Origin of the sequence: Bacillus sp. CCNWLW194, from assembly GCF_037120585.1 — a bacterium.
In the GTDB taxonomy this organism is placed as follows: Bacteria; Bacillota; Bacilli; order Bacillales; family Bacillaceae_G; genus Bacillus_A; species Bacillus_A basilensis.
Genome location: NZ_JBBBBL010000004.1, coordinates 65180 through 79215 on the forward strand (window position 1 = coordinate 65180; position 14036 = coordinate 79215).

Genomic DNA, 14036 nt, shown 5'->3' on the forward strand with positions numbered 1-14036 from the left:
TATGAGTGACCGAAAAAAAGGAGGGTTTTTTAAAACCCTCTCTAAATTTGCTTTAACTGCTGTAACGGCAACCACCTTGTTAATGTCACCTATTAAAGCATACGCTCACGATGCGTATTTTATGGGGATTGCTATTGATTTTGGTTCATATCGTTACAATGCGGTTGTGACACAAGAGGATAATGATTGGAAGTTATCAAATCACAAAGAATCAGAAATTGGTATTTTTGCAGAACACGCAAAAACAAGTAATTTTACATTACCACCTGTTTCTGGTGAAGCGGATAAACTAAAGAAAGAATATGAAGAATTTGTTCCTAAATCACATCTAACTGGTAAAGATTGGGCTCTTCTTTATACATTCCCAGGGTATCACCAAGGAAAAACACAAAGTAACCATGATGCAACGGGATTAGATAGGGAACGTGCATATTGGGTTGCTGATAACTTGGTTAATAGCTTTAATGATGCGATTGCATATATTTTATCTGCGTCAGACTATAAAAGTTCTGACAAGGAAAAAACAAGTACAAGAACAGAATTTATGGAACTGGCAGTAGACGTAGCAAATGCATCTGATAGTGCAATGGATGGTAGTTCTACAGAAGTTAGCTTTAATGGAAAATCATTTACGTTTTCTCCTGGTAATGACATTGAACATCCTTTAAAGGGAATTGAGAAAGGTCACTACATAAAAATTAAAGTTTCTGGTGGAGAACCATCTTATTTCGTTGCTATGGTTCCAAAAGGATACTATCCTGGACAGGAATTAGCAAACACAATTCCTGAAGATTACAGGGATAAAGTAGAAGATAAAGAAGTTAAAAACTTAGACTGGAAAAGAATCGTATTACAAGGGAATACAAACTATCTAAAAGATGGAATTTCATTTTCTCAAATTGATGAGTTAGTAAAACCAGGTAAAATCGAACAATATTTCAGTGAGTTTATCAGTAGTGTATTAGGTGTTGTTCGTCAATTACTTGGACTATATAGTTTCCAAGAATTAATGCTAAATGATGGAGCAAGAGCAACAACTACTTACCAAGGTCTTATGCCTTTAAACTGGTTTGATTCAGCTCAATCACTATTCTGGGTGTGTCAATGTCTTGCTTGGGCACTTATCATTGGAGCAATTGTTAAGTTATTAGTTTCTCGAAACTTATCCGCAGTAAATCCAATGATGCGAGTAAATTTAATTGATGGCATTCAAAACCTGTTAATGACAGGATTTATGTTAGCGTTGATTGGACCTTTATTCCACATATTAGCAGTTATTAACTTTAAGTTAGTCGCTATATTTGGAAGTGCGTCGAATTATTCTCAATCATTTGGAACAGCAAATACAATGAGTTCAGGTTTAGTAGGTGCGATTTTAATCAACATTGCATTCTTTATCATCATGATTTACTTTAACTTTGTGTATATCATGAGAGCAATTACAGTTGCGTTATTATATGCAACAGCACCATTATTTGTTGTATCCATTGCATTTGGTGGTAAATACAAACAATTGTTTGGTAACTATATGAAAGAATTAACATCAAACATATATATGCAAACATTCCATGCCTTAATGATAGCGTTCTTTGCGAATGTAACAACATTAGGACAAACAAGATTAATAGAAAGTATTATCTTACTTATTGCGTTTGTACCAATGACACAATGGTTCCGTCAAAACCTAATGGGACTTTCTGGCGGTGGTATTTCAGGTCAAATTGGTGGTCAAGCATTAAGTATGGGTATGGGTATGGTAGGAGGAGCTACCGCAGGATTTATGGAGCAACGTAACCGTAAGAAAACAATGGAATCTGTAAGTGGTGGTTCACAAATGAACAAAAAAGGAGCTCAAAACTTCAATGGAGGAGGAGGTCCTGGAGGTGCCAATATGGGAGCGAGTTCTATGGCAGATGTAGATAGTAAACAAACTCATGCAATGAACAGTCAGATGAGAGAAATGAAAGGAAAAGCAGGTAGCAATAGCCCTGCACCAAGCTTAAAGAAAAAATCAATCCTTAAAGAAGGTGCGAAAGGAATGGGGAGAGTCGCAATGGCAACCGCAAAGGTAGGAACAATTGGTGGTGTCATGGCAGGTTCAAGTGCTGTTGGTGATAGAGCAGGTATGGGATTAGCTACTGACCTTGCAAAACAAAAAGGGATGCAAACATTTAATAAAGCAAATGATAGCTTTACTTCCCGTAAGAATAATGGAGATGGAAGTGTTAAATCTGCATTTGGCGTAATGAAAGATATGGCTACAGGTAGTTCGCCTGACAGCTTAGACTCTTATAAAAAACAGGCAGAAGGATATATGAAAGAAGAACTTGCAAATAATGGGAATATCACTCGCTACCATGATGCAAAAGGGTTAGAAGAAGATACTGGTATTAAACAAATGGTTGATGTGGGTGACAACAAAATGTATGTAGAATACGACTTTGATGAAGCGACTCAACAATTTAATAATTCAAATCTGAAAGGAACGCAAGAAGAACAAAATCTTGCAACTGTGATGGAATCATTCAAAAACAATGATAAGCATGCAATGGATTATTATAAATCAAAAGGTATTCTCCATGCGTCAGTTAATAAGGAAAAAGGAACTGTTGGTATGTGGGTAGATAAAGAAGCATTTGGATATAAAAACGTATCAAAATCTGGAAAGAATTATATTATTCAAAAAGATATGAATGCGAACTTCTCCAATAATGAAATGCTTCATCAATTACCAAATTACAGAAAGGTTAAAAAATAGAAACAACGAATTTAGGAAGAGAGATTTGTCGTATGAAAAACGATGAGTCTCTTTTTTATGTTCATTTTATTAAATAATTAGTTTATTTTAGAAAAAAATAATTGACGAATAAGTATTAAAGATTTATAATATAATTATATAAATGAATATTAAAAACAGGAAGGGTTTGTGATAACTCTACAAAAAAAGGAGATGATAGTATGTTACAAGAATTACTTGATGGTTATTTAATATTTTTAGTTGCGTACTCTCTGTACAAAATTATTGATGCAGGTATATACCATTTGAAAGAGAGACCGAAATTAAAACGAAATAGAGAACAATACTTGCGAGAAATGGGAAGATTAAAAGATTAAGATTCCCTTTTCATGCGGTTCAAATAAACATAGATTTTAACATAGAAGGGTTCTGTTACCGATGTGGTAATGGAGCCCTTTTGTGTTTTAAAAAAGAATAAGGAAGGGATAGACAATGGCTATTTGTATTTGCTAATGTCTATCCTTTTTTATTTATTTTCTTTTTTACTATAGTTAAAACTCGGTAGAACTCGTTATATATAGATAACAATAATAGTAAAAGAATAGAATAAAGATAAAGCTTTGAAAGGGGGAGAATTCGATGAATGAAGAGAATAAAAATGGTACAGATGCCACCTCGAAAATAGCTGAAGAGCAAATGAATAAAGCTGTTCAAAAAGGTGCAAAGAAGACAGGTAAAATGGCAATGAAGGCATTAAAAAAAGGTGCAAAAATGATTATGAAGGCAGTTTTTTCTGCGATTAAATCACTTGTAATTGCGGCCCTTCCATATATATTAATTGCGATTTTAATCTTTTCTTTATTTACAATTATTTTTGATACAGTTTTCGAAAGTAGGGGGAAAGAACAGGGGTATCAAATGGATGATAAAGAACATGATAATCCACTTGTGAAAACAATAGCTGGTATCTGGGAGGCTATGAATCTATCGCCTGGTAATAAGGTCATTAAAGCCTTTTACACGTATTTTTCAGACCGCTCGTATTACATTACTGTTGGTGATGAGAAAAAGCTATATACAGCAGATGACCCTATTATTAAACAAAAGAATATTAAGGATAAGTTTGAGCGAGAAAAGATGTTCTACTTAAGTCCTAATACGTTGTGGACACTGGATGAGTTTCTATTTGATGATAAGTTCAGATATCCAGAGCAATTTTTAAAACCAGTTTATCATGACCCTGAGACAATGGAATCAAAACCATTAACAGATGATAAAGGTCGTTTAGTTGCTGAAAGCAATAGTTATGATAAAGATGGTAATTTAATAAAAGACAAAAAGGAACGTGCTGTATGGGATTATGGATTTGCTCCAATTCTTCACTACCAAGAGTATGAAGAACAAAAAGAAGGAAGAGGAAAAGTTCTTTATCAAGATACTTGGGATGAAGAAAAACAACAAGTTGTTCAAAAGCAGAATCTTCCTGAAGGCCAACAAGCAGAGCATAAGAAAGAAGTAGAAGGTTATCCAAAGAAAACTTGGATGATTGATAAAGTAGCTTCACCTGCGGGTAATATTACAAACAAAATTACGAACGAATGGAAAGACACTGGTGAAAAATACGAAGAAAAAATACCATTTAAACAAAAAGTGAAGAAATGGAAGATGGTAAAGAAAACTCGTATTAAAACGGATGACAAAGGTCTTCCTTTATTCAAAGGGACTGATGGAAAAGAAACAAATATTCCAAGCTTAACTCCAGTCACAGAATCATATGAGGAAAAAGAATGGTATGAAGAAGAAGTAACTATGTTTAGATACGCAGAGGGAACAATGTGGGAACAAGCACCTACATACGATGGAGACCCTGATACATCAGGTGTTACAGGGAATAGGTATTTCAGAGACTATGTTGAAAACTTTGAATCTCAAGTTCCTAAAGATGCAAGATTCGCTTTTGATGTCAGAAGTAGAACAAATAAAGATATAAAAGAGTTAGAAGCCCTATTGAAAAGTCACGATGATAAAGAAAAACAAGCTATTCAAGGCGGTGGTCAGGTAGATATGGGTGAGTTTAAGTTAGGTGAAGGAGCTGACTCTGAAAACTACAAGAAATCACTTCAATATATTGAGATATTTAAAAAATATGGAGAAATGTTTGGTGTAGACCCGTATTTATTAGTTGCTAAAGCATCCCAAGAATCTGGTGGTGACCATGAAGGAAGCTTACCAGGTGGTAGAGGATACAATGGTGCGGCGGTTGGATTAATGCAGGTTGAAAAACCTGGAGAGGTTATCAAAGGTGTAACTGCATTTAACTTCCAAACAAAGCAAGAAGAAACGATGAACATAAGTGGTCCTGGTGATGTAACGGATGTGGATGCGAATATTAAAGCAGGTACAATGGAATTTGCTTCACGATTAAAAGGTAATTTCTACAATGTATTACTGTCTATTCAAGCGTACAACTATGGACCTGGTGGTACAAATGCAATTATTGACTTGTATGCACAAGAAACAGGGAAAACATCTGATGAAATCAGACAGAATACGGGAGACACTGGATGGATGAAGTTCCGTGACGAGGTTCATAATAACCCTTCTAAATACTTTAAATGGAGTGGTAGCACTTACGGTGACGCAAAATATATTGAACATGTATTACGTTACTATGCATCTCCTGAAAGTAAAGCACCTTGGGTAATGAAAGAAGATGGAACAAAAGTAATGGCTGATGGAAATCTTGAAGTTGGTTCAGCAAGTGGATTAGAAGTGAAAGGTGGCGGTGGAGACTTTGGCTTCAGTTCTTTAATCAAAGGTATCTTTGATAAATTAAAAGAACATTGGAACGAATTATTCCCTGACAAACCAAAACACGACCCACTTAAACAAGTGGAAAGTGATGCTGTGCATTACAAAAACTTAATTCCAGAAAATCGTTCTCAAGATGTTATCAATATGATGTTTGTAATGGAAGAGAAAAAATACTTATCTGAATTTGATGAAATGACAGATGAAGTATGGAAAGAAAAATATGCTCAATTATTCAAAAACCCACTTGGTTCTGCATGGGGTGGTAAAAAAGATGGTAAAAAGTTAGATGTAGGTAAGTTATTCCCTGATGGATTTGACAAACCTATTGATGTCGAACCTGCAACCATTGTAAAACAATTTGGGTTAGTGAAAAAAGAAGAGACACAAGAATTCCATAAAGGGATTGATATTTTAGCTCCGCAGGGAACAGAAGTGAAATCTGTTTCAGATGGAATTGTGGTAGGTTTAAGTGAACATGAGGGTGGTGTTCATGGTAAGTTTGTTGAAGTTCGATACAAAAATACCACAGTAATTTACGGAAACTTAGGTTCTGTAGATGTGAAAAAAGGAAAAGAAATTAAAAAGGGAGAGAAATTAGGTACAGCAGGTGGTACAACAGAAGAGGGAGAAGTTGTTCACTTTGAATTGTACACAGAAAAAACAAAAGCTCCAATTGACCCTTCATCTTTATTTGATACGACAGGTACGCAAGGAAATGGAGATGGTACTTCTACTCCTGGTGGCTCAGGTCCTATGAGTATTGAAGGTAGTCAAAAAGCTCAAGAAATTTATGGATACTTAAAAGAATTTATTGGTTCTTGGTATGCATGGGGTGGAACAACACCACCTAAGAAATTGTCAAATGGAGAGTGGGAACCTGCTAAGAAAACAGGTGCTTGGATTGGAGGATATCCAGTAGAATATCCAGGGTTTGACTGTTCAGGATTCATGCAATATGGATATAAAAAAGCAGGAGTGAATATTCCTCGTACTGCAAGAGAACAGCAAGCATGGGCTACAAATATCGCAAAAGACCAAGCTCAACCAGGGGATTTAGTATTCTGGGGACAACCTGCTCACCACGTAGGTATGTATATTGGTAATAATGAGTACATTCATGCTCCTCAATCAAACGATACAATCAAAGTTTCTAAAATTAACAATTGGGGCAGTGTTACAAGCGTGGGACGTGCATTGAAATAATAAAGTAAGAGGGAGACATTCTCCCTCTTTTTTTATTGTAATAAAAGTATGTTTTGTTTCAAAATAAGAAACAACTTAAAGTTATGAAGATAACCTTTACTTCTCTATAGAATGTCTACATTTTAATCACATATAATAATACAAATCTAAAAAACAGGTATTTTACATTGAAATAATTAAAAGAGGAGAGATTGAGTAATAATATATGTATATATTTAATTGACTATTGTTAATGAAAATATTAAGATTTATTTAAATGGAGGAGAATGTATTATGATTTCTTATACAAATAATGATTTAAATTATGTGTTACCAAAGGAAGCGTGGGAGATTGTTTCGTCCCTTACAAGAAATAGTAATCCTAACAGAAAAATGACATGTTTGATTGATTTTCAAGGTGAATATAGAGAAATGTTCCAAAAGATTTGTTCTACGGACAAAGTAACAGTTATCTTTGAAAATGGATTCGAAGAAAATAGTGATACAGAAGATGTCTTTCAAGGAATATTTGGAGGCTATGGATTCGAGGAGAATTGCTCACATGCATTGGATGAGCAAGAGTTTGAGTATAGTGGATTCCCTCAAAATGGTGGTCTTGATAGACTTTTTATCAAACGTATGATTTTAGATGGTTATTGGACATCAATTATTTTACATGGGATAGGAAATCCAGAAGATAGTGGATTGTATGTCATGCTGTATAACAAAAAAACAGAAGAAAAATAATTAAAGGACAAATAAAACAAGAATAAATAGTGAAAGCAGGGAATGTAATGACAGAGAAGATTAAGTTAACCATGACTGTAACATGGGAATATGAGCCTAATAAGGAAGATTATGATGAAGGTATGACAATTGAACAAATGGCAGAGTTTGATGCGACACAACCTGAAGCCCCTTCAATCATTCGAGGCGAGGGGAAGTATAGTGATGTAAAATGGGAAATAACAGGAAGAAAAGAAAATGCAAAAATGAATAAGAATGAGTTAATCAAAGAATTGAAAAAAGAAAATGATTCTCGTTGGATTGGAAAGCCAGACTATTCTTGTTTGTCGTGTTCGCATTCCATGACTACGGGTACACAATTGATTTGTGTAGAAAATAAAATACATAAAGAAGTAGATGATGATGACTTGTGTAAAGAATGGAATTAGTCGCAATAGATTGTAAAAAGAAATGAAAAGATTTAAGATTAAAAATAGTAACCTAACCACTCCCACCGCTTTAGCTGTGGGGGTTCTTCTGTACTTAAGGGAATCGTTATAAATCTCTCCACATAGGATATTTGTGATAAAGGAGTATGAAAGGAGGAATTACTATGAAAGTAGAAATTAAAAAATTTGAATTTACAGAAATGTATGTTGAAGACAAAGAATATGATGTTGTTAATAAAGAAATCAATAAATATCGAAAACAAGGGTTTAGTGCAACAAATCCAACAACACAGTATAGACATCCTGGAAATGAAGAAGATAAAACGTATTGGTCAAAGCTTACGAAAAAAGTAGAAATTATCTAAAGTATATGAGTGTTAGAATGTCATACTACAAGGAGGATACATTATTAATCTATCGTTTACATTAACTTGTAACTGCAAGAATGAGAAATCTTATAAAGTGGAAGAAAAATATCATAGCGAAAGCCATGACACGTTTATAGATTTAACGGATGAAATTTATGATAATAATTTCAAAGCAGTACCCATGCCTGATGGTATGATAGTTACCTGTGGAAGGTGCGGAAAAAGAACGGAAATTATATAGGAATCTCATATTGCAATGAGAAATGATAATATATAAAAGAAAATGAAGAAATTAAGTAGAGATTTACTGATTGGAGTGTTGATAACATGAAAGATGAAAAAAAGAAATCTGATACTTGGTTTGAGAGTTGGAATACCACTATCAAAAATGTTTATGGTGAAAAATCTGAAAATCCTAAAGAAGAGAGTAAAGAAAAAGTCGATTTAAAGCAGGAAGGTGTGAAAGAATGAACGAAGTCATTTTTGATACAAAAAAGTTGACAAATTTATCTATGGAAGAATTAGATGAATTACTAAGAAGTGAGAAATATACAGAAGATGCCTTGCGAGAATTGGCTAAGAGGTTTATTTTTATTACAAAAGAACTTGAAACAGCACTTAAATTAGAAAAAGAAAGAACAAAGAGATTAAGAAATAGGATAGATGACTTAATGAATGATGTAGAGGAACTGGAAGAAGAATTACCTCCTTATAAGAGATAATACTTTCTATTTATGGAATGGTGATTTTAGACGTGCAAATAGATGAAACGCTTAACGCATTGTAAAAATGAGAGCAACTAAGAAGTGCTAAGAATCCGTAGAAATAGGGGCTTGTACTTCTTTTTTATTTGTTAAAGGATATGAATTATAAATTCCGATTTATTAATCTAAAATACATGAGTAGAATAAAATTAGGTATTTATAATTTATAAATTAAATTTAAAGAGGAGAGAATATTATGATAACTAAAATGATTAATAAAATCAAAGGTGGTCAATTATTGTCTTTAACAACTACTGAAAAAGAACGATTAGTTGAGATTCTGGAAAAAGAACAGCAAAGAGAAGTAAATAATACAGAATTAGATATGAGAGTAATAGCTTTAGTAAAAGAGGAATTCAAAAAAATGAGTTTCTCAAATAAAGAGAGTAATAGAGCTGTATTAAGCAATAGGTGTCAGGAAATTATTTATAAACAATGGGGATTCTCAAATGATTATTTGTGGAAGTTAGTTGATGAAACAGTGGAGGGATTAATACCAGAAAATATGGATTAAGAATACTGAAACGCAAAGAGTATGAGATGTAAAATTTCATACTCTTTTTTGAGTTAATTCGACAATGCATGGTTATGAAAGCCCATCTTTATATCTATAATATATAGATTTTAATGAAAAGGTGGTGGCAACTATGCATGTTATTGAAAAACCAAAAAATCTCTTCTTTGCATTTTGGATTGCGGTATTACTCATTTTACCACTTGTCCAAATACAGGCTCACGCAGAAGAGAGCGTGACAACTAATAAGGTAGAGGCAATCAATAGAGATGCTATTAAAACAAATAGTAGGAAATTTGATTATGCCCCAGATAAAGAAGTGCCATCAGTTTCTATTGACCAAGCAAGTAATTGGGCTGAAAGAAAAGGATATGACGTAGTTAAGTTCTTGCAAACCTTTATTCAGCCATTAGCTGTAATTGCATTTATCGTTTTTGCTATCGTGGCTTTAGTTGGATTCGTAGGAAAAGGTCTTCTTGGAATGGGGATTTCCGTTTTCGTATATACTGGTGTGTTATTCGCTCCAGAACTGCTAAACTTCTTCTCTCGTTGGTTAGCATCATAAATTTTAGGGTAGTAGACAATATGTTCTACTATCTTTTTTATTGTTTATTTTTTTGTAAAAGAAGGTCTTTTCTTTTTTTGTGTATATAGGTTTATGTTTCGGAGGGGTTTTGTTTTTAAATCCATTGACTATTCGTCTGTTATTTTTTAAAAAATACATTGCCTATAGTATTTGTACGTGTTAACATATTCACTATAGTCAATGAACGAAATGAATTAAGGAGCTGTAATAAATGAAAAAGTCAATTGTAGGATTAGGTACGTGCGTGGTTGTAGGTGCTTTAGGGATGTTTGGTCAAACAGTAAATGCAGAAGCGATGACTCACACTGTTCAAAAAGGGGATACACTTTGGGATGTTGGCAATAAATATGGTGTAGATTACAACAAAGTTCGGGAGTGGAGTGGTTTGCAATCGAACGTACTACATGTTGGAGATAAGTTAGTTGTTTCAGACCCTCACACAGGAGGTAATACGCAAACTCAAGTATCTTCAAATGGTAGTTATGTAGTAACAGCAGATGTGTTAAAAGTGCGAAGTGGAGCAGGTACACAGTTTGAACAGATTGGTCGCTTATTTGAAGGGAATCCTCTTAGTGTGACAGGTAAAGAAGGAGAATGGTACAAAATTAACTATTATGGAAAAGCGGGATTTGTAAGCTCTCAATTTGTCTCTAATCGCCAATCACAAAACAAAGGTAACAATCAACCTAATCAGCCTAATAAACCTGCTACAACAAATCCTACGGCTACAACAGGTGGTAAAAAAGGTATTGTAACGGCAGACGTGTTAAATGTTCGAGAAGGAGCAGGTACACAATTTGGAAAGGTTGGTCGATTAACAAGAGGGAAAAATGTAACAATTACTGGAGAATCAGGGAATTGGTATCAAATTTCATTTGATAATACATCAGGATTTGTAAGTAAGGATTTTGTGAAGATTGGTACAGATACTATTCATAAGAAAACTCCTAATCAAGTTTCAAAAACAAGTGATTACAAGGTTAATACAACTACACTAAATGTACGTGCAAGTGGAACAACAGCGTCTGCAATCATTGGAAAATTACATATGGGACAAGTTGTAACCTCTACATCAGAAGTGAATGGTTGGTTAGAAATCTCATTTAATGGACAAAAAGGATTTATTAGCAAGAGTCTTACAGTTCAAACAAATGAATCTCCAAATCAAGGGAACATAACATCTGGAAATGGTGGACAAGTAACACAGCCAGTAAGTCGAAATAAACAACAAATGTTAGAGTTCTCTAAGAAATTCTTAGGAATGAAGTATGTATGGGGTGGCTCAAATCCAAGTGTAGGTGGAATGGATTGTAGTGGATTCATTTACTATGTATTGAATCAATCAGGATTTAGTATTGGTAGAACGAATGTAACTGGATATTGGAACTCTAATAGATTCACACAAGTTGCAACACCTCAAGCGGGTGATATTGTATTCTTCCAAGGCACGTACAAAGCGGGCCCTTCTCATATTGGCATCATGCTAAATGACCATGAATTTATTAATGCGAAAGAACCAACAATCGCAATTTCAGATATTAATAGTCCATATTGGAAGAAACACTTATTAGGATTTAAACGGTTCTAATATTGTAGATTAATAGAATCCCTTACTTTTAGGAGTATGGGATTTTTTGATGGGTATAACGATGACTAATATAAAATGAATTTTAATTTATGGTTGCTATTGTATATAAGAAGGTTATAGGTAGATTCTAAAACATGTACAATAACAATAATTATACTTTTCATGGTGAAAGGAGGGATGCTACGGTGAATGTAAAAAAGATAAGAACGATTATATCCATATTGATACCCCTTGTATTAACGATGCTCATTATTAATTTTTTATGTGAGGTTATCCCAACTATTTTGGAAGGACTACCTATTTTCTTTCCACTGATACTTTGTCCAATTGGATTTGCTTTAGCTCATTTTTCTTTTAAAAACGAGAAAAGTTCATGGTCGAAATTTGGAATGATATTAAATGCCGTTTTATTTTTCACACCATTTATATGGATGATAGGAGGGGCAATGTTCTTTGGGTTTTAAAAATTCATAAATGATAACTTATAGTGTATACACCTCTTACAGTTTGTATATGTTACATATAAGTGAGAAAGACCTATTGTAATAGACAATAGGTCTTTGTTCTGATTTATATATTATTTACGGTTGTGATTAATAAGTGGAAAATGAGCTTCATCAAGTAATAGTAGTTGTCCAACTAACGAAACATCTTCTTTTTTAATTGGACAAATTTTTATTTGACCTTCAACGTTTACAAGTACATGATATCTATCGGAATGTCCTTCTGTTAAAGGACATAAAAAGAACTCTTCGTTTATTCTATTTTTATACCAACAGTCAGATGATGGAACTGTGCATGTATGAACTTTCACCCGTTGCAATCCTTTAATTAGACTTCGCAAGTAGGTTACGTCATCAATTAATTTAGGAATATCATCCATGCACTCTACTGCTTTTTCGTAAGCTTTATCCCAAGGGTTCTCTGATTCTCCATGTTGAAAACATTGTTGGTATGCTGTATATCTATCTGCCATATCTTGAATTGATTTCGTGTTTAACATTTTTCTTCATCCTTTACTTTTTTTATTTATAAGAGGTTAGTAGTTCGGGATTTTCATAAGCAGTTCCCAAATACTCAATTTCATATTCACCGCTTTTGACGAATAGTGATAGTAAATTGCAATCATATGAATGACCTTTTACATCAAATGCAGGATACTTATCACCACCCCATTCAATTACCATAGGTTTAGACCAAGGGTTCCATTCACCTTTGTATCGAAAACGAATAATATCTCCTGCAAACAATTCTTGAGGGGTACGGTTAATATCTGTTACCGTAGTGGCATATTGACCTACAGATTCCATTTCAACAATGACAGGACTACATTCAGTGTAGAGAGTGATGTTATCAGTTATACCTTTCTCTGCTTTGAATTTATCAGTGTAATTGTTAATGTAATATCCAAATCCGAAATGCCATTGATTTGTTTCCGTGCTAAATCCTTTGAACTTTGGTTCTTTCATTATGAAATCTCCTTACTGTTTTCTAAATTAAAGCTATCTAAGTAGTCCAAAATTAAGATAGGACTTACATCTGATAGGATATATGGATTAAAAATTTTCTTTAATTGGTCATTGTACTGCTTTACCATTTTTGCAATATGTACATCAGGACAACAAGGGCAATTTTTTTTGCTACAATAACGAAAGTCATTTTGAACACGAGTAATCTCTAAGATTAATTCTAAAAGAATGATTCTCATTTCTTTTTTATCATCTTCTTTGTATTCTGCTAAAAATTCATTTTGATACACTTGAATAATTCCTTCTAATGCTAATTTTGATTTGTCCATGATTGTTCCTCGTTTCTATTGAAATGGTATGTCTCTTTCAGCTTCAACGCATGTCACTTCAGTATCTGTACCTGTTCCTTTACACCAAGAACAAGTCTCTGGTGGTTCATACCAAGTTTCAACATGAGGATACATTCCTTTTGATATCCACCCATGCCAAACACCTGAACCGTTACAATTTAAGCAAATGCAAGGTTTTATATATAAGTTCCCTTTTTGGTTATATCCTGTTGCTTTCAAAATAGCTCGTATTCTTTTTGATTTCATGGGGCTATTCACCTTTATAAAGCACGTTTTTCTCGTATGAGATGAATATGATTGATTATTACTTTTTCTGCGTTAAGGTCTTTTTTTATCATGTTATGTATATCTTGAATTGCCTTTCCACTATGTAATCTTCTTGAACTATTAACGTTTACATTTAAATCTTCAAAATTGCTTTTGTAAAAAGCTCGAATACTTAATAAATATTCGAATTTTCGAGGTCTCATCATACATTGCACTTCCTTC

General features: G+C 33.6%; 17 protein-coding genes. 12 read left to right on the top strand and 5 right to left on the bottom strand.

Annotated elements, in window-relative coordinates; all coding sequences use genetic code 11:
• Nucleotide 1 precedes the first annotated feature (1 nt).
• From V7S50_RS09505 to V7S50_RS09560, 12 genes are all read left to right on the top strand, one after another.
• Nucleotides 2-2758 carry a hypothetical protein gene (locus V7S50_RS09505; protein WP_336376192.1) on the top strand — a complete coding sequence of 919 codons (2757 nt, stop codon included), beginning with the start codon at nucleotides 2-4 and terminating at the stop codon, nucleotides 2756-2758.
• Nucleotides 2759-2958: 200 nt separating this feature from the next.
• Nucleotides 2959-3114 (top strand): hypothetical protein, encoded by a 156-nt coding sequence (locus V7S50_RS09510; RefSeq protein WP_170951680.1) that lies wholly within the window; start codon nucleotides 2959-2961, stop codon nucleotides 3112-3114.
• Between the two features lie 262 nt (nucleotides 3115-3376).
• Nucleotides 3377-6754, top strand: coding sequence for an NlpC/P60 family protein (locus V7S50_RS09515; protein ID WP_336376191.1), 3378 nt, complete (start codon nucleotides 3377-3379; stop codon nucleotides 6752-6754).
• 273 nt (nucleotides 6755-7027) lie between these two features.
• On the top strand, nucleotides 7028-7480 hold the full coding sequence (locus tag V7S50_RS09520) for a hypothetical protein (RefSeq protein WP_242288892.1): 453 nt from the start codon (nucleotides 7028-7030) through the stop codon (nucleotides 7478-7480).
• Nucleotides 7481-7527: 47 nt separating this feature from the next.
• Entirely contained in the window at nucleotides 7528-7908 is a 381-nt protein-coding gene (locus tag V7S50_RS09525) for a hypothetical protein (RefSeq protein WP_336376190.1), read from the top strand.
• 164 nt (nucleotides 7909-8072) lie between these two features.
• Nucleotides 8073-8273 (top strand): hypothetical protein, encoded by a 201-nt coding sequence (locus tag V7S50_RS09530; RefSeq protein ID WP_336376189.1) that lies wholly within the window; start codon nucleotides 8073-8075, stop codon nucleotides 8271-8273.
• 330 nt (nucleotides 8274-8603) lie between these two features.
• Nucleotides 8604-8747, top strand: a complete 144-nt coding sequence (locus tag V7S50_RS09535) for a hypothetical protein (protein WP_242299129.1) — start codon at nucleotides 8604-8606, stop codon at nucleotides 8745-8747.
• The gene (locus V7S50_RS09540; protein ID WP_336376188.1) at nucleotides 8744-8998 is read left to right on the top strand and encodes a hypothetical protein; all 255 of its coding nucleotides are present in this window, start codon (nucleotides 8744-8746) and stop codon (nucleotides 8996-8998) included. Before V7S50_RS09535 ends, V7S50_RS09540 begins: the two co-directional genes overlap by 4 nt.
• Before the next feature lie 238 nt (nucleotides 8999-9236).
• A complete protein-coding gene (locus V7S50_RS09545; protein WP_336376187.1) occupies nucleotides 9237-9554 on the top strand; it encodes a hypothetical protein in 318 nt (105 codons plus the stop codon).
• Between the two features lie 133 nt (nucleotides 9555-9687).
• Nucleotides 9688-10119 carry a hypothetical protein gene (locus tag V7S50_RS09550; RefSeq protein WP_242248220.1) on the top strand — a complete coding sequence of 144 codons (432 nt, stop codon included), beginning with the start codon at nucleotides 9688-9690 and terminating at the stop codon, nucleotides 10117-10119.
• A 232-nt stretch (nucleotides 10120-10351) separates the two neighbouring features.
• Nucleotides 10352-11728 carry a C40 family peptidase gene (locus V7S50_RS09555; RefSeq protein ID WP_336376186.1) on the top strand — a complete coding sequence of 459 codons (1377 nt, stop codon included), beginning with the start codon at nucleotides 10352-10354 and terminating at the stop codon, nucleotides 11726-11728.
• Nucleotides 11729-11913: 185 nt separating this feature from the next.
• On the top strand, nucleotides 11914-12192 hold the full coding sequence (locus tag V7S50_RS09560) for a hypothetical protein (protein ID WP_336376185.1): 279 nt from the start codon (nucleotides 11914-11916) through the stop codon (nucleotides 12190-12192).
• Nucleotides 12193-12305: 113 nt separating this feature from the next.
• On the opposite strand, the gene V7S50_RS09565 is transcribed toward V7S50_RS09560, so the two are convergent.
• From V7S50_RS09565 to V7S50_RS09585, 5 genes are read right to left on the bottom strand one after another with little or no spacing between them, the layout of a single operon-like run.
• On the bottom strand, nucleotides 12306-12731 hold the full coding sequence (locus V7S50_RS09565; protein WP_336376184.1) for a hypothetical protein: 426 nt from the start codon (nucleotides 12729-12731) through the stop codon (nucleotides 12306-12308).
• Nucleotides 12732-12753: 22 nt separating this feature from the next.
• Complete coding sequence (locus V7S50_RS09570) at nucleotides 12754-13197, bottom strand: YopX family protein (RefSeq protein WP_336376183.1); 444 nt, start codon at nucleotides 13195-13197, stop codon at nucleotides 12754-12756.
• A complete protein-coding gene (locus tag V7S50_RS09575) occupies nucleotides 13197-13526 on the bottom strand; it encodes a hypothetical protein (protein WP_336376182.1) in 330 nt (109 codons plus the stop codon). Before V7S50_RS09575 ends, V7S50_RS09570 begins: the two co-directional genes overlap by 1 nt.
• 15 nt (nucleotides 13527-13541) lie before the next feature.
• Nucleotides 13542-13793, bottom strand: a complete 252-nt coding sequence (locus tag V7S50_RS09580; protein ID WP_336376181.1) for a hypothetical protein — start codon at nucleotides 13791-13793, stop codon at nucleotides 13542-13544.
• A 14-nt stretch (nucleotides 13794-13807) separates the two neighbouring features.
• Nucleotides 13808-14020, bottom strand: a complete 213-nt coding sequence (locus V7S50_RS09585; protein ID WP_336376180.1) for a hypothetical protein — start codon at nucleotides 14018-14020, stop codon at nucleotides 13808-13810.
• Nucleotides 14021-14036 lie beyond the last annotated feature (16 nt).

What these genes read in the sequence shown, in the direction of transcription:
- V7S50_RS09505 (WP_336376192.1), top strand. Translation starts at nt 2, where the DNA reads ATGAGTGACCGAAAAAAAGGAGGGTTTTTTAAAACCCTCTCTAAATTT.
- V7S50_RS09510 (WP_170951680.1), top strand. Translation starts at nt 2,959, where the DNA reads ATGTTACAAGAATTACTTGATGGTTATTTAATATTTTTAGTTGCGTAC.
- V7S50_RS09515 (WP_336376191.1), top strand. Translation starts at nt 3,377, where the DNA reads ATGAATGAAGAGAATAAAAATGGTACAGATGCCACCTCGAAAATAGCT.
- V7S50_RS09520 (WP_242288892.1), top strand. Translation starts at nt 7,028, where the DNA reads ATGATTTCTTATACAAATAATGATTTAAATTATGTGTTACCAAAGGAA.
- V7S50_RS09525 (WP_336376190.1), top strand. Translation starts at nt 7,528, where the DNA reads ATGACAGAGAAGATTAAGTTAACCATGACTGTAACATGGGAATATGAG.
- V7S50_RS09530 (WP_336376189.1), top strand. Translation starts at nt 8,073, where the DNA reads ATGAAAGTAGAAATTAAAAAATTTGAATTTACAGAAATGTATGTTGAA.
- V7S50_RS09535 (WP_242299129.1), top strand. Translation starts at nt 8,604, where the DNA reads ATGAAAGATGAAAAAAAGAAATCTGATACTTGGTTTGAGAGTTGGAAT.
- V7S50_RS09540 (WP_336376188.1), top strand. Translation starts at nt 8,744, where the DNA reads ATGAACGAAGTCATTTTTGATACAAAAAAGTTGACAAATTTATCTATG.
- V7S50_RS09545 (WP_336376187.1), top strand. Translation starts at nt 9,237, where the DNA reads ATGATAACTAAAATGATTAATAAAATCAAAGGTGGTCAATTATTGTCT.
- V7S50_RS09550 (WP_242248220.1), top strand. Translation starts at nt 9,688, where the DNA reads ATGCATGTTATTGAAAAACCAAAAAATCTCTTCTTTGCATTTTGGATT.
- V7S50_RS09555 (WP_336376186.1), top strand. Translation starts at nt 10,352, where the DNA reads ATGAAAAAGTCAATTGTAGGATTAGGTACGTGCGTGGTTGTAGGTGCT.
- V7S50_RS09565 (WP_336376184.1), bottom strand. Translation starts at nt 12,731, where the DNA reads ATGTTAAACACGAAATCAATTCAAGATATGGCAGATAGATATACAGCA.
- V7S50_RS09570 (WP_336376183.1), bottom strand. Translation starts at nt 13,197, where the DNA reads ATGAAAGAACCAAAGTTCAAAGGATTTAGCACGGAAACAAATCAATGG.
- V7S50_RS09575 (WP_336376182.1), bottom strand. Translation starts at nt 13,526, where the DNA reads ATGGACAAATCAAAATTAGCATTAGAAGGAATTATTCAAGTGTATCAA.
- V7S50_RS09580 (WP_336376181.1), bottom strand. Translation starts at nt 13,793, where the DNA reads ATGAAATCAAAAAGAATACGAGCTATTTTGAAAGCAACAGGATATAAC.
- V7S50_RS09585 (WP_336376180.1), bottom strand. Translation starts at nt 14,020, where the DNA reads ATGATGAGACCTCGAAAATTCGAATATTTATTAAGTATTCGAGCTTTT.